We start from the raw sequence: 23,015 nt of genomic DNA on the forward strand, positions 1-23,015 counted from the left end.
TGAGATAATATGAAACCAATCAGCAAAATGACGATTTACGTGTGCCTGCTGCTCCTGCTGTGCGTCCCTGCACGGGCTGAACATACCGGTCCCTACGTGGGGATCCTCGCTGGAGGGAGTGCACTGATGGATGCCAAAGCCTCAAACGGCCAGGAAAGCTTCAAGCTCGGTTTTAATCCTGGTTTTCAGGGAAGCGCAGTTGTCGGGTGGGATCTGAGGTATGACAATCCGGTGGGAGAAGGGCGAATCGAACTTGAATACAATCATCGCAGCAATCCATTAGACAAAGTCAGTTTTGTTGAAGGAACCTCCAAAGGTGGGGGTAACCTGACGGCAGACAGTCTGCTGCTTAACTGTTTCGCTGTTTTTCACAACAAGTTGTCCTGGTCACCATACGTGGGCATTGGTGTCGGGGCGGCCCGAATCGAAGCCAATGATCTGAAAGTGGATGGTCAGGCACTGGCCAGCGACTCTACGGTGGTACTGGCCTATCAACTTGGTGCTGGAGTTGATTATCCGCTGACAGATTATCTAAACCTTGATCTCGGCTATCGCTTTTTTGGCAGCACCAAGCCGAAGTTTACCGATTTTAACGGACAAAAATTCGGTGTCGATTACTTTAGTCACAACCTTGTTTTGGGGCTGCGGCTCGGATTTTGAATTGTTTCCTGTTTCAATTCAGGGGCGACCGGCCGGTCGCCCCTACGTCCCCGCAAAAAAACCGTCATAATTCCTTTGACCACAGCAGCAGCAATGAACTGCCGGGTGATCCGTTGCGAAGAATGCTGGTGTCATAGGAATATTCAATAAAAAGCTGAGAATTCCAAAAGAAACCACTCGTGATGGCAGCCGAGAAAACCTTGCCCTGCTTTTCCTGAAACATGCGGGTATTGTCGGTGAAGATGTTGCGTTTGACCCAGGCATAAGTGTAACGGAGATGCAGGTGCAGGAAAAAGAGGAGTTCCCGCCGGTATTCAGCTGACCCTATCAGATAATCCGAGACAGGGAATTGGTTGAACATGGCGCCCGGGTAGACCTGGCGATAAAGGTCGTCGGTTTCAGTCGGCATCGGTCCCCCTCCGATGCGGAAGGCCGAAAAGCGGTCCAGCTTTCCATAGGGGGTAAAGCCGCCGTAAAAGCTGAAAAGGAGCCGGTTCTTTTCGGAAAGGCCGGGAATCCCGCCGGCGGCCAGCAGGTAGCCGGAAACTTTAAGGTAGTCGCGGGTCTCATCTCGCGGGTAGAGGGCGCCGCCGTAGTTGGCGTCGGACCATTTGTTTCTTCGCATAGCCTCAGCGTCCATCCCGCTGGCAAGGCCGCTGTGGGGCAGTTCCATCAAGTTGCGGCGCAGGCCGTCATACCGCACCCGCAGGAGCGTGCCGAAGACTGTCGTATCGGGAGGTAGTCGCACTTCCGGGCCGGTATCGGAAGTGGGCTTGGTGTATAGGTAGCCTGCCTGGCCGTACAACTGCAGCCTGAGGTCATTGTCTGCCTGGAAGGGGGCGACAGGAATGCGCATTCCAATGCCTGCCCGGCCGTTGACAGTACCCCAGATGATGGAGGTCCTCCTGATTTCCTGGCCATCGGAGATCTCTTCATCGGGAAAGGGTATCGTGTTGTTGTCGAGGTGCCCGAGCAGTTGCAGGTTGCCGAAGGTTCGGGAGATATCAAACTCATTGACGAAAATACCGAGAATTGCCCGGAGGCGTGTATCGCCCCAGCGGTGTCGTAGGTAAACGGATCCGATCGGGAGAGCGTCCCGCCCTGCAAGGGAAGTTGTGAAGAGGGTGCTGCCAAGGACCAGGGAGGCATTGTTGTCCCGGTCTCGGGGAGGGATGTCCACAGTTGTACCAAAGGATGTGGTACTGACCGGTTCTCCTGCCAGAGGGGTGTGGTAACTGGGAAGTTCTATTGTGGGTGCGGACATGCTGCCCGAGCCATCCTTCTCGATCTCAATATCGGCTCCACTGGCCGGCCCGGGGGCAGACGCCCATAAAACGAGAAAAACAGCCCAGGCAGCACAGGGATAAGCCGCTTTGCTGTAGAGCAGGGTGAGTGACGATCTGATTGAATAATGGAGGAGCAGGTGCATGTTCTGATGATACAGCAAAAGCTTTAATTCATGCTGTTAATAATCGGTTCCTCATCTTTGAATTTCATCGGTGTCAGATGATTATGCCAGCTTGAACCTGAATACCAGCTCCTGCAGTAGTTGCGCGTTTGCAGTTAATTGAGCCGAAGCGGTTGCCGTTTCGCTTGCCCCGCGTGCAGTATTATGCACCACTTCAGTAACTTGCTGTACGTTTGTCGTTATCTCGCAGGTTGTAGCAGTCTGTTCTTCTGCGGCAGTGGCAATCTGGTTGATCTGCATTGTGACTTCATTTACCTGGCTGAGTATTTCCTCCAGGGCCTGACCTGATTTTTCCGAACTTGAAGCGCCTTTTTCTACTTCAAGAACACCTTCCTCCATTGCTTGAACGGCAACTTTGGTTTCATTTTGGATGGTCCTGATCATTTCAGATATTTCCTTGGTTGCTTTGGTCGTTCTCTCTGCAAGCGCTCTGACTTCATCGGCAACAACAGCAAACCCTCTCCCTTGCTCCCCGGCCCTGGCAGCTTCAATGGCAGCATTCAACGCAAGCAGGTTGGTCTGATCTGCAATATCTTCAATGGTCCCGACAATCTCGCCAATTTGAATAGAACGGACTCCCAGGCTTTCTACTGTCTGTGCCGACTGCCTGACCTGTTCAGCTATCTTGCCCATTCCTGTGATGGTTTCCTGTACTACGGCACCCCCTTTGATCGCGGATGCACTGGTCTGCCGTGAACTTTCGGCCGCCATACTGCAGTTGCGAGCTATATCAGTGCTTGTGGCAGCCATCTCCTCGCTTGCTGTTGCCACGGTGCTTGTCTGGGATGCGACCTCTTCGGCGCCCGTGGCAATCTGTTCTGCAGTGGATTGAAGCTGATTGGATGCCGAAGCCACCTGGCTGGATGTTTCGGCTACACTCTTCAGGATGTGATTCAAATTGGCAATAACCTTTCGTGATGAATCCGCCAGGACTCCCACTTCATCTTTGCCTGTTACTGAAATATTCATGGTCAGATCACCATCCGCCAGGCGATTGTTCATGGCAACAAGCTCGGAAATGGGCTTGGTGATGGTGCGAGTAACCAGTATTGCTGCTGCAATACCTGTAAGTAAGGAAACAAGGCCTAATATGATATTTATGTAGCGAGCCCTGTGACTATAGGTCGCGGTTCTTTCGTTCATCTCCTTGGAAGCGTTTTTCTGATAGTTGAGAAGCTCAACGAAATTATCCTTGGTTTTGTCGGTAAGAGGCATCGTTTCGTTGACAAGCATGGCGATAGCCTCTTCTCTTTGCCCCTTCTGGGAAAGTTCCAGGGTTTTGTTGTTTGCAGCTGCAGCCGGAGCTACTACTGCTTTCAATTTTGCTATTATCGCTTTTCCTTGTTCCATCTGATCCAATTCTTCTATTTTGGCAATTGCCTGCTTGTACTCCTGGCGACTTGCCTGGATTTCTTTTAAAAATTGATCTCTGTTTGAATGATTTTCAAGAAGTGTGAATGAGCGGGCAGAACTGACAACGTTATTTAAAGCTATTAGTGCTTCATATGCTTTCTCGGTTCTTACGTGGTTGTTTTCTACAATCTGGTCAATATTGTTATCAATCTTGTTAATCAGGTAATAACTCGATGCCACAGACAGCATCATCAGCAATAAAACACATGTAAAGGCTGCTCCAAGACGTACTCCGATTTTGATGTCTGAACTTTTCACAAAGGCCTCCATGTTTAATTAATAAAATTAAAGCTTCATTGGGCGGGTGTAGCATCGATTAATCGTCAAATAGCGTAAGCCTCATAATGGAGTCTTATTGTATTCATAAGTAAATTACTTATATTGTTGATTTATATTCATTTATCGAAAATGATGTTATTGACGCAAGCACATTGCGCACCATTTTTGTTGGGGACATGAAAGAGAAATAAATAATTTTATTTTTATTTTATAATTAATGGATGAAGGTTCGCAGAAGGGAATACTGTCTCAGAGGTGATGTCAAGTTGTAAGCAAGGAGTGGGACCAGTTCGGGGGCAGGGCACCTTCTCCTTTAGGGCCACAGTACTTAAGGGGTACCCGATAGGGCGGAGGAGGGGGATTCGGGCGAGATTGGGTCTCGCCCTTTTGTTATTTAAACCAGTTTGAATCTTCCCACCGTAGATTGTAATTCCGAGGCCAGCTGTGAAAGATGCGATGCGGCAGAGCTGGTCTGATGAGCTCCGCTGGCGGTTTCCTGCACCACATCGGTGATCTGGTGGATGTTGCTCGAGATTTCGCCGGTGACAGCGGTCTGCTCTTCGGCTGCAGTAGCAATCTGATGAACCTGCATCGTGACCTCGTTAATGGCGTCGACGATCATTTGAAGCGCTTCCCCTGACCTTCGCGAACTCTCCATTCCCCATTCGACCTCTTGTACTCCGTTTTCCATGGTCTGAACAGCAGCGCCTGTCTCCTGCTGGATCCCCTTGATCATGGTCCCGATTTCCTTGGTGGCCCGTGTAGTCCGCTCGGCCAGGGCGCGCACCTCATCGGCCACAACCGCAAAGCCACGCCCCTGTTCGCCGGCGCGGGCCGCTTCTATGGCGGCATTCAGCGCCAGCAAGTTGGTCTGGTCGGCAATATCCTCGATCGTGCCGACGATCGCGCCGATCTGGTCGGACCGGGAACCGAGGCTTTCCACGGTATGAGCCGACTCGCGAACCCGTTCAGCAATGTTCTGCATGCCCACCAGGGTTTTTTGCACGATTTCAGCTCCTTCGCGGGCGGTGTCGGTTGCACGGACGGCAGCTTCGGAGGCCAGTGTACAGTTGTGGGAGATGTCATTGGAAGTCGCCGACATTTCTTCGCTGGAGGTCGCCACGGTGGTGGATTGGCAGGCTACCTCCTCGGCGGCCGTAGCGATCTGGTCGGCGGTGCTGTGAAGTTGCACCGCTGAAGTGGTTACCAGTGCGGTTGTATTGGAGCATTGGGCAATGATCGAGTGGATTTTTTCTACGAAGATATTGAAGTTACTGCACACCATGCCGATCTCGTCGCTGCGGTCCGTTTCGAGGCGAAGAGTCAGGTCTCCTTCACCTTCGGCGATATCCCGGAGCATGCAGTTGAGGTTTTTAAGCGGTTTTACAATGCCGCTCATCACGATGAAACCGAGCGCCAGAGAGATGATCGAAATGACAGCGGTAAGAAGCATGCTCATGGTGAGGCTCTTTTTTGTTACCGCCTCAAAGCTGTCCGCTGCTGCGGTAAAATGTTCGTAGAGTTTGTCCTCGGCCTGCTTCATGCCGTTGATTTTTTCCGTAACAGCAGAAAACCATGCTTCCGGTGCAATGTCGAGTTCACCGGCAGAACTCCTGGCAAGAGCCGTGGCGCGCATTTCTTCCACCTTTTTGGCTGCAGGCGAGGCCAGTTTCTCCTGGACAATGTCCTTGCTCGCTTTATCTGCGTACAGGTTGAACAGGTTGAGATAGGAATCCTGCGCGGACAGGATCTTGAGAAAGCGCTGGTAGGTCTCGTCATCAAAACGGTTAGCGCTGAAAACAGCGTTCAGGGTTGCTCGTTCCCGACCGGCATGTTCTTTGGCACTGACAAAGGCGTACACGGCAGTTGCGTCTCCGCTCAGGGAAGCATTGGCTGTCATGCGTCCAGCTGCGGCGAGAAGTTCAATGTAGGAGGAAATGGCACCGCTGTAAAAGCCGAAGGACTCTTTTCCGGTCAGGGTCAGGCTGTCGGCTGCCGCTCTGGTAGCGCCCAGGTTTCCCAGCTTGGCAGCTGCTGTTTCAAGCGGCTGTTTAACAGCTTCCAGGCTTGCGCTCCGCTGGGTTAGAAACTCACTCAACTTTTTCTGGGCCTCGACAGTTGTTTCCCGCTGCTTGGCCAGCTCAGGCTTGAACTTCTCACCTTTGGAGCCGATCATCCCGGCAGTCATGCCGCGCTCTTTCTGCAGTTCGTGAATCAGCCCGCCGGTAAGGGCCGATAGCGAGGCCAATGATTTGGTGCGCTGCATGTCTCGTACAGAGGCTATCTTGTCGCTTACGTCGCGGATTGAAAAAAAGAGAAGCCCCAGGATAGGCGGGATTAACATCAGCTGCAGTTTGGTACCGATTTTGAGATTTTTCAGCATGCAGGCCTCTCCAAAACATGAGTAGGATTTTTGCCCGACAGTAGCTGAAATGGGATCAGGAAAAATGACCTAAGTCAAAAAATTAATTAAAAGATAGGCCATCCGGGCAGATCAACGTGTGAGTAATAAAAAAGGACTACAGTCGTGCTGTGGTCCTTTTTATTGTTCAGCTGAATCAGATCCTGTTAAACATGTTTCCCTTTTGGAATGATGTGTTTCAGTTTGTGAGAACCATTATAAAGCGTCTGTTTGATGATCCCCCGATTCTCTTTGAGATCTTTTCTGGAGCCATCTACCCCTAACGAGATTTCGGCCTCTGTGGCCAGTTCTTCGATTCTTTCTTCCTCTCTTTCGTCTCTAAGAGCTGTCATTCAGAGCACCTCCCTGTAATTTTTCCTGTATCAATTATCCCACAGGAAAGTAACAAAGACAAGAATGGCGGGTTACTGAGTGGTGTAAAAATACATTAATATTAAAGTCTTACGTGAGGCGGGCTGGCTGGTGGGTCCGGGAAGCCCAGAGAGATAATTCCCCCGGGAACTCCTTTAATTAAGTCGACTGTTACCGATAAGAGAAGCTGCTCGGGTATGGAAGACACTGCCTGAGCAGAAGTCGCTTCGCGGAGGAACAAATGCGGTCAATAAGTTTGAAAACAAAAATTGCCATTGCTGTAGCAGTATTTGGCGTTGTTATTGTTGCTGGTCTTGGTTTTTTCGGCATCAGCTTCTTTCGTCAGCAGCTGCGCTCCAATATCGCCCAACAGCAGTTTACACTTGTATCGTCATTGGCTTCTCAAATTGATGACAAGATTCTGACTGCCCAGACTGAGCTTGCTACTGTTGCCCAAATTTTCCCCAAAGATTTTTCAAAAGCACAGGAAGTCATCGAAGGCAGACTCGATACCCGGGAGATGTTCCAGAGTGGTTTCGCGCTGGTCGACATGTCAGGCAAAATGCTGGCTTTGGCCCCTTATGAAGCAGAAATGTTCAAGAAAAACTTCGGAAACAGGGAATATTTTTTAAAAACCCTGGAGAACCAGAAGCCGTTTATCTCCAATCCGTTCATCACTTTGCAGAAAAACAAACATCCGATTGTGATGTTTACTGCCCCGCTTTTTGGGGAGAGCAGGAAGATGCAGGGAATGCTTTTAGGGGCTATTGATCTGACGCGCAACAACTTCCTTGGCAAACTCATTGATACCAAACTTGGCAAGAACGGTTACCTCTATTTGTTCAACACCAGCGGTGTTGTCATAATGCACCCCAACAAGAACAACATTCTCAAGAAGATGGCGCTGTCAGACAAGGACAAGCTCCTGGGCCAGGTTCTAAAAGGTTTTGAAGGAAGTGGCGAAACGATCTCCGAAGATGGCAAACCGGTCCTGGCATCCTATAAAAGATTGGGGGCCACCAACTGGATTCTTTGTGCAAGCATGCCCCTTGGAGAAGCATACGGACCGATTATCCACGCCAGCAAGATCCTCTATGGTGCATTTTCAGCCATAATGCTTATTTCCATATTCCTGGCCTGGACTCTGATGAGCTACATGACAGTTCCGCTGGCCAGGTTCACCGAGCATGTACGTTCACTCATGGAAAACAGTGATAAACAGGAGGTTTTCAAATATGAAAATAACGATGAGATCGGTCTTCTGGCCAACTCCTTCAACCTTCTGATCAAGAAGTTGAAGGAAGAGAAGGAAGCGCTGACCCTTTCGGAGCAGAGATTCGCGACGGCATTCAACGCCAGTCCTGAAAGCACAAGTATTACCCGACTGGCGGATGGTCTGTTTCTGGAAGTAAATGAAGCCTTTTCAAGAACAACTGGTTTCGAGCGTGAAGAGGTAATCGGTAAAACCAGTCTCGATCTTCAGCTCTGGCCAGCAAAAGAAGATAGAGTAAAAATGCTGCAGCACCTGAAGAGGGACGGGGTGGTCAGCAATCTCGAGGTGCAGTTGCGGATCAAGTCGGGCAAAGTCGCTACCATGCTTTTATCCGCCGTACCGTTCGATTTTTACGGAGAGCCGAGCATCCTTCTTACTCATCGGGATATCACCGAGAAAAAAGAGGTTGAGAGAAGGCTGCAGAAGAAACAGGCGCAGTTACTGGAAAACCATGAGGAACTGGCAACGGCATATGAACAGCTGAAGACAGCCCAGACCCAGATGCTGCAACAGGAGAAAATGGCTTCCATCGGCCTTCTCTCCGCCGGCGTGGCACATGAGCTGAATAATCCGATTGCGTTCGTCGCAAGCAATCTGAGCACATTGGAAAAATATGTAAGCAGGATGAGCACATTCATCAGTATGCAGCACGAGAAATATGCCCTTTCCCTCTCCCCGGAAGATCTGAAGGATCTTGAGGATGGAAAAAAGGCGCTTAAGCTGGATAAAATCATGGGGGACATCGGCGAGCTTATCCAGGAGTCCAAGGATGGTGCTGAGCGGGTGCGTTCCATTGTTCTGGATTTGAAGAGCTTTTCAAGGGAGGGAGTGGTTCAGTCCAGCGCGGCAAATCTCAACGACTGCCTGCAGAGCACTCTGAATATCGTCTGGAACGAGCTGAAATACAGCGCGACGGTAAAGAAGGAGTTTGGGGATATCCCCATTACCATGTGCAATCCGCAGCAGCTTAACCAGGTTTTCCTGAACCTCATTGTCAATGCCTCCCATGCCATCGAAAACAAGGGCGAGATAGCGATCAAAACCTGGCATGAGTCAGGATCAATTTTCGTGACCATCGCTGACAACGGGTGCGGGATTCCCCCATCGATCAAGGAGAAGATCTTCGAGCCGTTTTTCACAACAAAAGAGGTAGGCAAGGGGACAGGCCTGGGGCTGAGCATTACCTATGACATCATCAAGAAACACAACGGCGAGATTACGGTGGAAAGCGAAGTCGGCAAAGGGACGGCTTTCACCATACGGATACCGGTTTGTGATACGCGGGAGAGTGTTGTTGGCTGAGAGCCATAAAGGTCGATAGGCTGGATCGTTTTGGCTGGAGCAGCAGGTAAAAATGGTTCGGAATCAACGCCCAGGTCTTTCCTTATCAATGAAGATTTTCTGCCGCTCGATCCCACGAGATGACGTGTTGAAGCAGGTCAGGAGTGTCGATTCGAGCAGTTTGCGGCATGGTTTTTAGCTGGTTAACATATGTGAATTGATAAAGGTGACAACGTCCCTGTGCTCTTACCGGCGTTAGTCAACAACTAAACAACGTCCCTGCAGCCGTCCCAACTAAACAACGTCCCTGCAGCCGTCCAGGGCGAGATAGCGATCAAAACCTGGCATGAGTCAGGATCAATTTTCGTGACCATCGCTGACAACGGGTGCGGGATTCCGCCATTGATCAAGGAGAAAATCTTCGAGCCGTTTTTCACAACAAAAGAGGTAGGCAAGGGGACAGGTCTGGGGCTGAGTATTACCTATGACATCATCAAGAAACATAATGGTGAGATCATGGTGGAAAGCGAAGTCGGCAAAGGGACGGTTTTCACCATGCGAATACCGGTCTGTGATACGCGAGAGAGTGTTATCAGCTGAGAGCCATAAAGGTCGATAGGCTGGATCGTTTTGGCTGGAGCAGCAGGTGGTTCGGAATCAACGCCCAGGTCTTTTCTTATCAATGAAGATTTTCTGCCGCTCGATCCCACGAGATGACGTGTTGAAGCAGGTCAGGAGTGTCGATGCGAGCAGTTTGCGGCATGGTTTTTAGCTGGTTAACATATGTGAATTGATAAAGGTGACAACGTCCCTGTGCTCTTACCGGCGTTAGTCAACAAATAAACAACGTCCCTGCAGCCGTCCTCTAGTCAACAAATAAACAACGTCCCTGCAGCCGTCCTCGTTCACGCCCCTGCGACTTGAATCTATCTTCTGAAATTCTCCAACGAGAATACTACGTGGTGTACTTGTAATTCGAACTCGCCCTTTTTAATGATGGCTACTCAGTAGTGTTGCTGTTTTATGTGCATATAAAGTATGAGTAGCCCTCCCAAAATTCCTAGCAGGAAAAAAGTTGAAGGTTCAGGCACCGGTGTACTTGCATTTTCAAAATGAACTGACGCATTGCTGATATCTACAAAACCGTTTTCCAACAAGGTGTAACCTGTTGGACCATCCACATCGAACCACATACGAGCAAGAATGTTGCCGGTCGAAAACCCACTGATCCAGTTTGGATCAGTGGGTGATGACATTGACTGGGATAAGTTGAATGAGTAAATGTCGGTGTTTATGTCCTGGTTGACAGTAAAATCCGTGACTGTGCCAAAAACATTCTGATAGTGGTAGTTAGTTGATTCAAGGCCGTCAATATGTAACAAATTAAAGTTTGAATATATATGCTGATTGTAAACAGAAGCATCAGCAATAACTAATCTCCCATAGAGCCAGCCATCAACAATACTCCCTTGATTATTTGTATATTTAGGCAGTAAAAATGTACCTGAAAGTTTCCTTGAGTATTGCTCAATCTCGGTATAGGGAGTCCCGAGGTTTATTGTTTGACTGTTCACAAAGGCTGGATTGTAGTATGACGAACCAACTCCAAGTTGGTATTCTCTTACAAGATTATTCAGACTAAAATCGATTGTTGTCGCAGATGCAATACTCACAGAGCAGATAAAAGCGATCGCGTAAAATACAATAAACCGACTGAATAAATTTCCTGACATATTACCTCCGGATGTTTTTAATTGAGGGGAAAATCCCTCAATATATTGATTGCTTATGATTTCTTGATCTTTTGCTACATTCTCTTTTCAACGTTTTATTGAGCGGTTGGCATCTAATACTGTATGCTTTTCCAATTCTGTGCCCCTGATTTTGCCATATTGAATGAACCATAATTTCGCTTGTGGATCTCACCTTAATTCGGAGGGTCACCCTTAATTTTTATTCTCTTGGACCCCGGCTTGCACGCTACAATGGCCGATCAAGCGTAATCCTGCCATAGTCACCACTGCTCGAAATGTCGCAAACTATCACAAAATGATTAAAGTTAAATTAAAAATACAAAAAAATTTCTGTGGCCCAGCTTCCGTCTAACCTGCACAGGCAATACCGGTCGCTTGTGCATGGCAGACTGGCCTATCCACCACTTCCCCTCCTCTCCATCCCTTCCCATAACCCTCTCCGGTGCTCTGCCCCTTGCTTTTAGATGGAGATACGGCTAGTCTTAATAAATCAAATTCATCAATAAAATCATCTTTTCGAGAGTTCGATGTCCCACGATAAAATAGTCATTAAAGGTGCTTGCGAGCACAATCTGAAATGCATTGATGTTGAGATCCCCCGGGATCAGCTGGTGGTAATTACCGGTCTGTCCGGTTCGGGCAAGTCCACCCTGGCTTTTGATACCATTTACGCCGAAGGGCAGCGCCGCTATGTGGAGTCGCTCTCCGCCTATGCGCGGCAGTTTCTGGAGCAGATGGAAAAGCCGGATGTGGAATCGATCGAAGGGCTTTCTCCGGCCATCTCCATCGAGCAGAAAACCACCAGCAAGAATCCCCGCTCCACGGTCGGCACGGTTACCGAAATTTATGATTACCTGCGCCTGCTGTTTGCCCGCGTCGGTCATCCCCACTGCACATCCTGCGGCAAGGAAATCACCTCCCAGACGGTTTCTCAGATGGTGGACCAGATCATTGCGCTGCCTCCCGGAACGAAGCTGACTCTACTTTCACCCATGATCCGCGGTCGCAAGGGGGAGTACAAAAAAGAGCTGAATCAGCTGCGCAAGGAAGGCTTTACCCGCGTAATTGTGGATGGCCAGATGCGGGAGCTGGGCGAAGAGATAGAGCTGGACAAGAAGAAAAAGCATGATATCGATATCGTGGTGGACCGCCTGGTGGTGAAGGAAGGAATCCAGCGCCGGCTGGCCGATTCGCTGGAGACCGCGCTGCATCATGCCGAGGGGGTTGCCAAGGTTGAGGTGGTTGCACCGGTCACGGACGAACCCGTAGGGGCGGGGTCCCCCCGCCCTGGGTCGGCGCGCAGGGGCGGAAAAAACCAGGGCGGGGAGACCCCGCCCCTACAGTCCACGCTGATTTTCTCGGAAAAGCTTGCCTGTGTGGAATGCGGCATTTCCTATCAGGAGGTGACGCCACGGCTCTTCTCCTTCAATAACCCCCATGGAGCCTGCCCCGACTGCACCGGACTGGGCACCCGCATGTACTTCGATGCGGAACTGGTCATTCCCAACCCGGAACTTTCCCTGCGTGAAGGGGCCATCGCCCCGTGGGAGAAGCGGCTTTCGGGCTGGTTTCACCTGGTCCTGGATGCGCTTGCCAAGGCCTACAAGTTCGATATTCGCAAGCCCTTCAAAGAGCTGTCGGAAGATGTCCGTGACGTGATCCTTAACGGTTCCCGCGGCAAGAAGATCGAGTTCTGGTGGGAGGAGGAGGGGGACCGGCGCCATACTTACCAGAAGGAGTTCGAGGGGGTGCTGAACAACCTCCAGCGTCGCTGGCGGGAGACCGAATCCGATGCGGCCCGGGAAGAGCTGGAAAAGTACATGAACGTGATGCCGTGTCCGACCTGCCAGGGGGCACGCCTTCGACCGGAGGCGCTGCATGTGCTGATCAGCGGCCGCACCATCCGGGATCTGACCGCTCTTGCCATCCGCGATGGCCTGCGTTTTTTCGAGGAGCTGGTGCTTACCGACAAGGAGCAGGAGATAGCCCGCCGTATCCTCAAGGAGGTGCGCGAACGGCTCTCTTTCCTGGTAAACGTCGGATTGGACTACCTGTCCCTGGACCGTACTGCAGGAACCCTGTCGGGCGGGGAAGGGCAGCGCATCCGCCTGGCAACCCAGATCGGCTCTTCTCTGGTGGGGGTGCTCTACATCCTTGACGAGCCCTCCATCGGTCTTCACCAGCGCGACAACTCGCGCCTTTTGTCAACTCTCAAGCGGCTGCGCGACCTGGGCAATACCGTGCTGGTGGTGGAACACGATGAGGAGACGATTCTTGAAGCGGATCATCTGATCGACATGGGGCCGGGTGCCGGAGTGCATGGCGGTGAGGTGGTGGCCCAGGGTACTCCTGACGAGGTGATGAAGAATCCCGAGTCCCTGACCGGTCGTTATCTGTCAGGTGATCTGACTATTCCAGTGCCGAAGAAGCGCAGAAAACCTTCGAAACATCTGAAAATTATCAAGGCAAGTGAAAACAACCTTAAAGATGTGAATGCCGAGATTCCGCTGGGGGTGATGACCTGCGTTACAGGGGTTTCGGGATCAGGCAAGTCGACGCTGGTGATCGATACCCTGCACAAGGTGCTCAGTCAGCGATTGTACCGCAGTCGAGAGAAAGCGGGCGCGGTGAAGGATGTGCTGGGGCTGGAACACCTGGACAAGGTCATCAACATCGACCAGTCCCCCATCGGCCGCACTCCGCGCTCCAATCCGGCCACCTACACCGGCGTATTCGGAGATATCCGCGACCTGTTCTCCAACCTGCCCGAATCCAAGCTGCGGGGCTACAAGCCGGGAAGATATTCATTCAACGTCAAGGGGGGGCGCTGCGAGGCCTGCTCGGGAGACGGCATCATCAAGATCGAGATGCACTTTCTGCCTGATGTGTACGTGGAATGTGAAGTCTGCAAAGGTGCCCGCTACAACCGGGAAACGCTGGAAGTGCAGTTCAAGGGCAAATCCATCGCCGATGTGCTGGGGATGACGGTTTCCCAGGCTCTGGAATTCATGGGGGCAATCCCGCGCATCAAGAACAAGCTCAAAACTCTGGAAGAAGTAGGCTTGGGCTACATCACCCTCGGCCAGGCGGCCACCACACTTTCCGGTGGGGAAGCCCAGCGGGTCAAGCTTGCCAAGGAACTGACCAAGCGGGCAACGGGGCGCACCATCTACATCCTGGATGAGCCGACCACCGGCCTGCACTTCGCGGATATCGCCAAACTGCTGGATGTGCTGGATAAGCTGGTGGAGGCAGGCAACACGATTGTGATCATCGAGCACAACCTGGATGTGATCAAGACCGCCGACTGGATCATCGATCTTGGGCCCGAAGGGGGTGACCGGGGGGGAGAAATCATCGCCTGCGGAACGCCTGAGCAGGTGGCGAAAGTCACCAGATCCTACACCGGACAGTATCTGCGCAAAATGTTGTGACCTTAAAATATCTCTGCCTGTACAACAAAAAGGGGACTACCGATAACGGTGGTCCCCTTTTTAATCTTCGTCCGACGATAAAGTCCCCCTTTAACAAAAGGGGACTTAGGAGGATTTGCCTTTGTAAATCTGAAACAGTTCTTCTAATGGACCACGCACTTCAGCTTGGCTTGCCCTGCTTCTTCAGCACGGGTCGGCAGCATGCAGTTCTTCTCATCCACGAAAACCAGCTTCGGCTCGTGCTTGATGGCAGCCTCATTGTCCATATTAACGAAACTGGCAATGATGACCAGATCCTTGGGAGCCACCAGGCGCGCGGCAGCGCCATTCAGGCAGATAACTCCCGAACCGCGTTCCCCTTCGATGGCATAGGTTTCCAGCCGGCTGCCGTTGGTTACATTCCAGACAGCCACCTTCTCGTAGGATACGATGTCGGCGGCATCCATAAGATCACGGTCGATCGTGACACTTCCCTCGTAATGCAAGTCTGCTCCGGTGACAGTGGCGCGGTGAATTTTGCTCTTTAACATGATTCTGTGCATGGTTACAGCTCCTTTCCCAGTAGAGTGTTATCTATAAGACGCGTTTTTCCAATTTTTACGGCAAGTGCCAGAAGGGTGCCGTCAACGGCAGTCGTTGCCGGCTGCAATGTTGTTCCATCGCGGAATTCCAGGTAATCAATCTGTGCAGCGGGCTCTGCATTGATAATGTCCACAGCCTTTTCTCGCAGTGGTTCGATAGAGCGCTCGCCGGCGGCCTGCATGGCTCGAACCGCATTGATTGAGCGGTACAGGCAGAGGGCACTACGGCGCTCAGCGGTTGACAGGTAGGCGTTGCGTGAGCTCATGGCCAGTCCATCCGCCTCCCTGACGATGGGCATGCCCTGCACGGTGACCGGCATACTCAGATCGGCGGTCATCTGCCTGATCAGGGCCAGCTGCTGGTAATCCTTGCGACCAAACAGGGCCAGGTCAGGCATTACGATGTTGAACAGTTTTGCCACTACCGTTGCCACGCCATCAAAATGCCCCGGCCGGCTTGCTCCGCACAAGGGCTGGGATAGCTCTCGCACCGCAATTGATGTCTGGAATCCTGAAGGATACATCTCGGCTGCATCAGGGTTGAAGATGATATCGACACCGCACTCACGAGCAATGCGGCTGTCGCGCTCCATGTCGCGGGGATAGCGATCCAGGTCCTCGTTTGCACCGAACTGGATCGGGTTGACAAAGATCGACAGCACCAGGATATCGCCTTGTCTGCGCCCTTCCCGCAGGAGTGATGCATGCCCCTCATGCAGAAATCCCATGGTGGGAACAAAGGCAATGCGCTTGTTCTCACGTTTCAGCGCGAGGACGGTTTGCTGCATTTCATCTATGCCGGTGATGATCTTCATGTCTGTTCAGGTCCTCTGGTTAGGTGAAGGAATGCTCTGCTGTCGGGAACTCTCCGGTTCTGACTTCATTGACGTACTGTTTTACCGCCTCGCTGATGATTGGCCCAAGTTCGGCGTAACGTTTGACAAATTTGGGCGAATATTTCTCGCACAGCCCAAGTATGTCGTGAATCACCAGTACCTGCCCATCGCAGGACGGGCCGGCGCCGATGCCGATGGTGGGGATGGAGAGTTCGTCGGTGATGCGTGCCGCGAGCTGCGCCGGTATGCCTTCCAGTACCACAGAAAAAGCACCGGCCTCCTGGACAGCCAGCGCATCATCAAATATCCGGTCGGCTTGGTCCTTACGACCCTGAACTTTATAGCCCCCCATGCGGTGGATTGATTGAGGTGTCAGTCCGATATGGGCCATGACCGGAATATCTATGGAGGAAAGCGCGCGAATGACTCCTGCCATGTTCGCACCTCCTTCTATCTTGACTGCCTCGGCGCCCCCTTCTTTGATCATGCGGCCGCAATTGCGGCAGGCATCGTCGAGGCCAGTCTGATAGGACATGAAGGGCATGTCCGCCACTACCAGAGCTTTGGGACGAGAGCGAACCACGGCTTTGGTGTGATAGAGCATCTCATCCATGGTGACCGGTAGAGTGGTGTCATGTCCGGCAAAGACCACCCCGGCAGAATCGCCGACCAGAATGATATCAACGCCACCATTGTCAATCAGGCGTGCGAAGGGATAATCATAGGCGGTGAGGACGGTTATGCGCCGATTCTCGGATTTCATTTTGAGAATGTCAGGAAGGGTCAGTTTTTTGTGCATGCCATATCCCTATAAAAACAAAAAAACGCGCCGAAGGGGCGCGTGGAAGGACAGATGATGCAGCGTTTTGCTGCTGATCTGAAAGTATCTTCCGTCCCGGTTCACCCGTGAATCCGTGCGGTATGTCTGTACTTTTTTTGCAAACACTGATCGGTTCCCTAAAGGGTAACCGTCACTGTGGTTATAACTTATACCAAACAAAAACCAATGTTGCCATAAAAAAATATGACCGATCTCTGGATCTTTTTTCTAGGTCGTCAGGTTTTTAATCGACTCAAGCTCCCTGATTACCTCAGCACTCTGCTTGCGGCGTTGTTCCATGTTGTCGAACATTTCCTTGACCATCTCACTTACTGATTCAACGGTACGGCTGATCTGATGTCCATCTTCCACCTGTCGGGAAGTGGATTGAACCATTTCATGGGTCATATCCTTGATGGTCTCTATGGAACGGGCAATGCTGCGTGTCGCTTTGGCTTGATCCGTTGAAGCTGCGAAAATTTGTGATGTCATGGCGCTGATATCTTCCATGGAACGTGCCACGACCTGAACGCTGCCGACCTGTTCTTCAGTTGCCTGCTTGATCTGCTGGGTCATTTCCATGGAACAGACCGAGCGGTCATAGATGGCTTTAAGGCTCTCCCCCGTGCTGTGACCGAGTTCGACGCCGCGCTGCACAAGGCTTTTGCTGTTGGTAATGTTGCTGGCAGCGGTACGGGATTCGGTCATGATCTCTTCGATTATCGAGGTGATTTCACCTGTGGAATTTCCGGTCTGCAGTGAAAGGTTACGGATTTCATCCGCCACTACGCCAAAGCTCTTGCCATATTCGCCTGCCTGGGCAGCAATGATGGAGGCATTCAGAGCCAGCAGGTTGGTGCGCTTGGTGATGTCGTTGATGACGCTGACGATATTTTCGATACGGGTGCTGTTTTCAACCAGACGCTTGATCGCAGCGTAGGAGAGTTCAACAGAATTCTGTATTTCGGCAAGGGCCTCAATGGTTTTGTTCACCACGGAAATGCTTTCGTCGGCCTGGGATTTGACCTGGCTGGAAACTTCATGGGAGATGGCCGAATTCTGTTCCACATTGCTGATGGTGCTGTTGATTTCTTCCATGGCGGAGGCAGATTGGTGCACTATTCCAGCCAGATGATCCAGATTGCGCGTAACCTGCTCAATGGCAACCGAGATCTCGTTGACCGCCGCACTGGTTTCATCCACTGAGGCCATGACCCCTTCAGAGGCAGAGGCGATGACTGCAGTTCCATCGGCAACTGATACAACATTCTCCTGGAGGTTGCGGACGTTGCGGGAGTATTGTTCGCGGTTGCCGAGCAGGAATGCGAAGGAGCTTTCCATTTCGGTGGTGAGGGTGTCGATCGATGTCAGCAGATTAATGCGAGTCATGGCTGAAGCAACCTGATCAGCAAAAAGCATGATCGTATCAACATCAGAGTCATTCAGTGCTCGTTTGCTGGTTTTGTTGTCAATGGCAAAGATACCGACAGTTTCCCCTTTGACAACAATTGGACAAAGGATGAAGCTTCTGGAACGCAGAGGTGCCAGGTTGTCGTAAGGGGGTTGTAGATGGTAATCCTGAGGGTAACGTGAGATGTCGTCGATCAGGTAGACTTTCCTGTCCACAAAACATTTGTAGATAACGCCGATTGAAGGGGTAAGCGGCATGCTGACGCTGTCAAGATCGAAATCTTCAGTTCCAGCAGTCGTGACAAAACGAAGATGTCTCTCCTGAACCATGAGAATATTTACTCGCTCATATCCCAGGACCTCATGCAGACCTTCGGCGCACAACAAAAGTATTTCTTCGAGATTGAGCGACATCTGAATCTTGCTGCTGATGTGGTGAAAATTTTTGATGTTATTGTCAAGCACCCGGTAACGGTTCTCAAAAATTTCCTTCTGGGAGGCAACCTCTGTATGGAGCAGATCCAATTCCGCGGCCCGTTCGTGCAGTTCATCTCCGCTTCTACCGATCAGAAATCCTAACGTCGAAAGAACAAGAGCTGTCCCGAATCCCATGTAAGAGTACAGCAGCATGTGCTCGAGAGAACCGAATATATCTTTGTAGACCTGTCCGGTCAGGGTTTGGTTCTTGTCGTAGAACAGCAGCAGTCTGATGATCGTCCAGCCGATGGGCGCACTGATACCGAGCATAAATCCGGAAAAAGAGAACAGGGTGGAATGTTTTTTCATGCAGTCATCCTCGTGGATGAAAATATTTAGTTAAATTCAGGGGACTAATTTATGATCAATGGAATTGTAAACTTCTTCCATAACCTTTTCGGAGTCATCTATGTTATAGGCAATGATGTTTTTCAGGTGGGTATAAGAATCAAGATCTATTTTTTCAAAATGAAAGCCAACTCCTACCTCAGTTATTCGACAGACTTTGCCTTGGAAACCAAGGGAAATCTCAGGGTAACTTCCTGTCAAAGTCATGGTGATATCAACTGCTTCGTCAATTGTAAGATGTTCTGATGTCTTGATGAACATGCCATTCATGCTGAGATTTTGCACTTCGGCCGTGAATATTCGATTCGCCGTGCTGATGGAAGTATTTATTTTGAAATCCACCCGGGAAAATTTTCTGGTTGGCATGCATGGCTCCTTGGACATGCGGGGTTTCAGCGTGCTGCACAAGTACCTGCCGTACAGCACGCTGAATTTTGAGTCGGTTATATCTTTTCAGGCGTTGCCGGCGGAGCCCAGTACTGTTTGATTTTTGTGTTTGATAAGATTGATCAACTCTTTGCGGGCTTCACCCAGATATTTTCGCGGATCGAATTCCTTGGGATCCTTTGCGAAGTATTCACGAATTTTGGCGGTGACCGCCAACCTGCCATCAGAATCGATATTGATTTTGCACACAGCACTGGCTGCAGCCTTACGCAGTTGATCCTCAGGTACACCTACAGCACCGTCCATTTTCCCGCCATAGCTGTTGATCAGTTCCACATATTCAGGAAGCACAGAAGAGGCACCGTGGAGAACGATCGGGAAACCTGGGATGCGTTTTTCGCATTCGTCAAGAATATCGAAACGCAAAGGGGGTACGGACTCACCCGGTTTAAGTTTGAATTTGTAGGCGCCGTGGCTGGTGCCGATTGAAATCGCCAGGGAGTCAACGCCGGTCTTTTTGACAAAATCCTCTACTTCTTCAGGCTTGGTGTAAGTGGAATGTTCGGCGGAAACTTCATCTTCAATTCCGGCCAATACCCCCAGTTCCCCTTCCACTGTGACATCATGCTGACGTGCATATTCCACCACTTTTTTTGTCAGGGCCACATTCTCGTCGAAGGGAAGGTGGGAGCCGTCGATCATTACTGAGGAAAAGCCGCTATCAATACATGACTTGCATAGTTCGAAGGAGTCGCCGTGGTCGAGGTGCAGGCAGATGGGGATTTTCGAGCCAGCTTCGCGGGCCATCTGGACAGCGCCCATGGCCATGTAACGCAACATGGTTTCGTTGGCGTAGCTGCGGGCACCCTTTGAGACCTGGATTATTACGGGTGAATCGGTCTCGACACAGGCGGTAACGATGGCCTGAAGTTGTTCCAGGTTGTTGAAGTTATAGGCAGGTATTGCGTATTTTCCAGCCATGGCCTTGCTGAACATTTGCTTGGTATTAACCAGGCCCAACTCGCTGTAATGCACCTTCTGCTTTTCCATCGTTCCCTCCTTTTGGTTTCGCCATGGAGTGTCAGTGGAGCATGTTGAGCCGCCTGACAATCAAGCTTTTATGGCGCGTTTATTCGATTACAGATACCACGTAAAATGCCATCAATCAAGGAGTAAACTGTTGCCAGCCGGCCATGGAACGCCTATACTGCCGAGCAGAAAAGGACAATCATGCCGGAAATAATTTCATTCATACCATCTCTGCTGGATACCCATTGCATAGTAGATGTTCGTACTCCTCTGGAGTATGTGGAGGACCACCTTCCAGGCGCGATCAATGTTCCTATTCTGAGCAATGAGGAACGTGCGGAGATCGGCACAATCCATAAACAAATTGGACCTCAGCAGGCCCGACTGAGGGGCCTGGAGCTGACATGCGGGCGTTTCGCTGCAATGGTCAGAGAGATCGCAGAAAAGGCTGCAGGCCGGCCAATAGTAGTTTACTGCTGGCGTGGGGGGCTGCGTAGTCGCTCAGTAGCCGTACTTGTGGAAACAAGCGGTTATCATGTGTGCCAACTTCAAGGGGGCTACAAGGCCTTTCGCGGCGAGGTAATCAAGTTTTTTGAAAACTTCACACCGCCGGCACCGCTGATTGTAATGCACGGCATGACAGGAACCGGCAAGACCACCTTCATCAATGGCCTTGATCCTCAAAAATGGTCCGGTATCGACCTGGAAGGGCTAGCCTGTCATCGAGGTTCAGTATTCGGCCATGTGGGGCTTGATCAGTCTCTCAGCCAAAAAAGATTTGATACGCTTCTGTGGGATGCTTTCAGGCGTGCCGGAACCGAGCGGCCGATTGTAATTGAAGGTGAAAGCCAACGGATAGGCAGGATCTTGCTTCCCGGCAATCTCTACAGTGTTATGGCAGCCAGTTGCAAGGTCTGGTGCCATGCTTCCCTGGAAACCCGCATTCAGCGTCTGACTGCAGAATACGCCCATCACGAATACCGTCAGCCAATGTTTTCCGCGCTTGAAAGAATCAGAAAAAAATTGGGGGGGCAACTGCATGGAGAATTGTTGGAAATGTTGGAAAAGTGGGATGTAGAGGGGGCATGCCGCGGTCTGATCCAGCATTATTACGACAAGCTTTATTATAAAAATCGTGACTGGACCCCGGCGATGGAACTGGATATGGAGAATTTCTCACTTGCTGAACAAAGTCTGGAATCTTTGTGGTCGAATGGAAGTTGTTTGGGTATGAAAGCTTAAATTTCACCAAACAGTCCTGATGGAGGAGTCGCATGAAACAGATTATCTTTACACTGCTTGCTGTGCTGCTTCTGCTCAATGGCTGCAGCCATGTAATGAGTGAAGCCAACCTGAAGCTGGCTGAACCTTCAGTCAACTTTGCCGCTCTGGCTGCCAATCCGGAGGCTTTTGTCGGTAAGATAATACTGGTGGGAGGCATCATTGTGGAGGTGCAGAGCAGCGGTGATATCTCTCAAATTGAAGTTTCCCAGCTGGAGCTGCTGAAGAACGGGGTGCCGGACGAGGATTCTAATTCGGGGGGGCATTTCCTGGCGCTCACCAGTCAGCTGATTGATCCTGAGGTCTACCGGCCAGGACAGCTGGTTACCTTGATCGGCGAGGTCAAGGGGAAAAAAGTGCAGAAACTGCAGGATGTCGATTATTCCTATCCTCTGCTTGCAACTCGTGAACTGCGTCCATTCAGAAGCTCCGAACCTTTTACACGCACCACGAATCCCTATCAGAACCAGTTCGGGGATGAGAAGTTTCTCGGAAGGCCGCCAGGCCTTGCGGATGGAGAACCGAGACGATTGTATTGATTTTCTGAAGTTACATCTGTAAACATCCTCCAACAGTAGGTATCCGCTTTACGTCGAAAATTCCAGTCGCCCAATCCAGGATCTCCTCGCATGAGGCACCGGTCAGCTCATGCGGGGGAAGCTGTCCCAGAAAACGCAGCACTGCCAGGAGCAGCTCGTTTTCCCTGCCCCGCCAGTTTCCCAGGTGATGCGATACCAGATTGTCCCTTTTGCTCAGTTTGTTTCCTGATGGATCGGTAACCAGCGGCAGGTGGCAGTAGCCAGGCTGTGGGAAGCCAAGCAGCCGTTGAAGGTAAATCTGGCGGGGAGTAGATCCAAGCAGGTCATCGCCTCGCACTACCTGGTTCACGCCGGTCAGTTGATCATCCACCACCACCGCAAGCTGGTAGGCGAACTCTCCATCTCCTCGTCTCACCACAATATCGCCGCAATACCTGGAAAGGTCCTGGCAGATCCTCCCCCGGCGCAGGTCATTGAAACAGATTTCTTCTTCTCTCACACGTACACGCCACGAGCGGATCGTTGCATGTTGGTTCATTCCGGAGCGACAGGTGCCGGAATAGGGGAGGCAATCATCATCAGGATGCGGAGCCGAGGCTGCCTGGGCAATTTCCCGCCGCGAACAACCGCACGGGAACAGCAATCCTTGCTGCTGCAGCTGCCGGAAGGCCAATTCGTAGGCTTCTCCATGGCAGCTTTGCCTGGAGGGCTTCCCATCCCAGACCAGCCCGAAATCTTCCAGTGTCTGCAGGATGTCGTCAGCCATCCCTGGTATCTGACGAGGCGCATCCAGGTCGTCCAGTCGCAGCAGCCAACGTCCACCACAGGATCTGGCCATAAGCCAGCTTCCGACCGCCGCTACCAGCGAACCGCTATGCAGTGCACCGGTGGGGGAGGGGGCAAAGCGGCCTGTTATGGTTTCACTTGTGTTTTGGATCATGGGAGTGGCTGTCAGCGCATCTGGAGAAGATT

18 protein-coding genes are annotated in these 23,015 nt (G+C 51.2%); 6 read left to right on the forward strand and 12 right to left on the reverse strand.

From position 1 onward, the window contains the following. The first annotated feature begins 9 nt into the window (after positions 1-9). Positions 10-660 carry an outer membrane protein gene (locus tag KJB30_RS09645; RefSeq protein WP_214298517.1) on the forward strand — a complete coding sequence of 217 codons (651 nt, stop codon included), beginning with the start codon at positions 10-12 and terminating at the stop codon, positions 658-660. A gap of 64 nt (positions 661-724) precedes the next feature. On the opposite strand, the gene KJB30_RS09650 is transcribed toward KJB30_RS09645, so the two are convergent. The 4 genes from KJB30_RS09650 to KJB30_RS09665 all read right to left on the reverse strand — a co-directional run bounded on the left by KJB30_RS09650 (position 725) and on the right by KJB30_RS09665 (position 6,574). Then, a complete protein-coding gene (locus KJB30_RS09650; RefSeq protein WP_214298519.1) occupies positions 725-2,089 on the reverse strand; it encodes a hypothetical protein in 1,365 nt (454 codons plus the stop codon). 81 nt (positions 2,090-2,170) lie between these two features. Continuing rightward, positions 2,171-3,799: a methyl-accepting chemotaxis protein gene (locus KJB30_RS09655; RefSeq protein ID WP_367618962.1), complete on the reverse strand. Its 1,629-nt coding sequence runs from the start codon at positions 3,797-3,799 to the stop codon at positions 2,171-2,173. A gap of 415 nt (positions 3,800-4,214) precedes the next feature. After that, on the reverse strand, positions 4,215-6,203 hold the full coding sequence (locus KJB30_RS09660) for a methyl-accepting chemotaxis protein (protein ID WP_214298523.1): 1,989 nt from the start codon (positions 6,201-6,203) through the stop codon (positions 4,215-4,217). Positions 6,204-6,388: 185 nt separating this feature from the next. Continuing rightward, positions 6,389-6,574 (reverse strand): hypothetical protein, encoded by a 186-nt coding sequence (locus tag KJB30_RS09665; RefSeq protein WP_214298525.1) that lies wholly within the window; start codon positions 6,572-6,574, stop codon positions 6,389-6,391. A gap of 260 nt (positions 6,575-6,834) precedes the next feature. Here KJB30_RS09665 and KJB30_RS09670 point away from each other — a divergent pair, with 260 nt between their 5' ends. Both KJB30_RS09670 and KJB30_RS09675 read left to right on the forward strand, forming a co-directional pair. Then, entirely contained in the window at positions 6,835-9,168 is a 2,334-nt protein-coding gene (locus KJB30_RS09670) for a PAS domain-containing sensor histidine kinase (RefSeq protein ID WP_214298527.1), read from the forward strand. Between the two features lie 306 nt (positions 9,169-9,474). Further along, positions 9,475-9,747: a sensor histidine kinase gene (locus KJB30_RS09675; RefSeq protein ID WP_367618966.1), complete on the forward strand. Its 273-nt coding sequence runs from the start codon at positions 9,475-9,477 to the stop codon at positions 9,745-9,747. 404 nt (positions 9,748-10,151) lie between these two features. Here KJB30_RS09675 and KJB30_RS09680 read toward each other — a convergent pair whose 3' ends face one another. Continuing rightward, positions 10,152-10,880: a PEP-CTERM sorting domain-containing protein gene (locus KJB30_RS09680; protein ID WP_214298535.1), complete on the reverse strand. Its 729-nt coding sequence runs from the start codon at positions 10,878-10,880 to the stop codon at positions 10,152-10,154. Positions 10,881-11,428: 548 nt separating this feature from the next. Between KJB30_RS09680 and uvrA the strand changes: the two genes are divergently transcribed. Next, positions 11,429-14,335 carry an excinuclease ABC subunit UvrA gene (gene uvrA / locus KJB30_RS09685; RefSeq protein WP_214298537.1) on the forward strand — a complete coding sequence of 969 codons (2,907 nt, stop codon included), beginning with the start codon at positions 11,429-11,431 and terminating at the stop codon, positions 14,333-14,335. A gap of 143 nt (positions 14,336-14,478) precedes the next feature. Here the strand turns inward: uvrA and panD are convergent, their stop codons facing one another. The 6 genes from panD to KJB30_RS09715 form a co-directional block, all read right to left on the reverse strand. Next, on the reverse strand, positions 14,479-14,877 hold the full coding sequence (panD, locus tag KJB30_RS09690; protein WP_214298539.1) for an aspartate 1-decarboxylase: 399 nt from the start codon (positions 14,875-14,877) through the stop codon (positions 14,479-14,481). A 2-nt stretch (positions 14,878-14,879) separates the two neighbouring features. After that, positions 14,880-15,731 (reverse strand): pantoate--beta-alanine ligase, encoded by an 852-nt coding sequence (panC, locus tag KJB30_RS09695; RefSeq protein WP_214298541.1) that lies wholly within the window; start codon positions 15,729-15,731, stop codon positions 14,880-14,882. A gap of 19 nt (positions 15,732-15,750) precedes the next feature. Then, positions 15,751-16,551, reverse strand: coding sequence for a 3-methyl-2-oxobutanoate hydroxymethyltransferase (gene panB, locus KJB30_RS09700; RefSeq protein WP_214298543.1), 801 nt, complete (start codon positions 16,549-16,551; stop codon positions 15,751-15,753). Positions 16,552-16,800: 249 nt separating this feature from the next. Beyond that, positions 16,801-18,768, reverse strand: coding sequence for a methyl-accepting chemotaxis protein (locus tag KJB30_RS09705; RefSeq protein WP_214298545.1), 1,968 nt, complete (start codon positions 18,766-18,768; stop codon positions 16,801-16,803). Between the two features lie 36 nt (positions 18,769-18,804). Then, entirely contained in the window at positions 18,805-19,173 is a 369-nt protein-coding gene (locus KJB30_RS09710) for a PilZ domain-containing protein (RefSeq protein WP_214298547.1), read from the reverse strand. A gap of 87 nt (positions 19,174-19,260) precedes the next feature. Next, positions 19,261-20,244, reverse strand: coding sequence for a class II fructose-bisphosphate aldolase (locus KJB30_RS09715; RefSeq protein ID WP_214298549.1), 984 nt, complete (start codon positions 20,242-20,244; stop codon positions 19,261-19,263). Positions 20,245-20,424: 180 nt separating this feature from the next. Here KJB30_RS09715 and mnmH point away from each other — a divergent pair, with 180 nt between their 5' ends. Continuing rightward, positions 20,425-21,465 (forward strand): tRNA 2-selenouridine(34) synthase MnmH, encoded by a 1,041-nt coding sequence (mnmH, locus tag KJB30_RS09720; protein WP_214298562.1) that lies wholly within the window; start codon positions 20,425-20,427, stop codon positions 21,463-21,465. A 32-nt stretch (positions 21,466-21,497) separates the two neighbouring features. Then, positions 21,498-22,043, forward strand: coding sequence for a Slp family lipoprotein (locus tag KJB30_RS09725; RefSeq protein ID WP_214298564.1), 546 nt, complete (start codon positions 21,498-21,500; stop codon positions 22,041-22,043). A 10-nt stretch (positions 22,044-22,053) separates the two neighbouring features. Here KJB30_RS09725 and gluQRS read toward each other — a convergent pair whose 3' ends face one another. Beyond that, complete coding sequence (gene gluQRS, locus KJB30_RS09730; protein WP_214298828.1) at positions 22,054-22,983, reverse strand: tRNA glutamyl-Q(34) synthetase GluQRS; 930 nt, start codon at positions 22,981-22,983, stop codon at positions 22,054-22,056. Positions 22,984-23,015: the final 32 nt, after the last annotated feature.

Origin of the sequence: Pelotalea chapellei (assembly GCF_018531195.1) — a bacterium.
Classification (GTDB): Bacteria; Desulfobacterota; Desulfuromonadia; order Geobacterales; family Pseudopelobacteraceae; genus Pelotalea; species Pelotalea chapellei.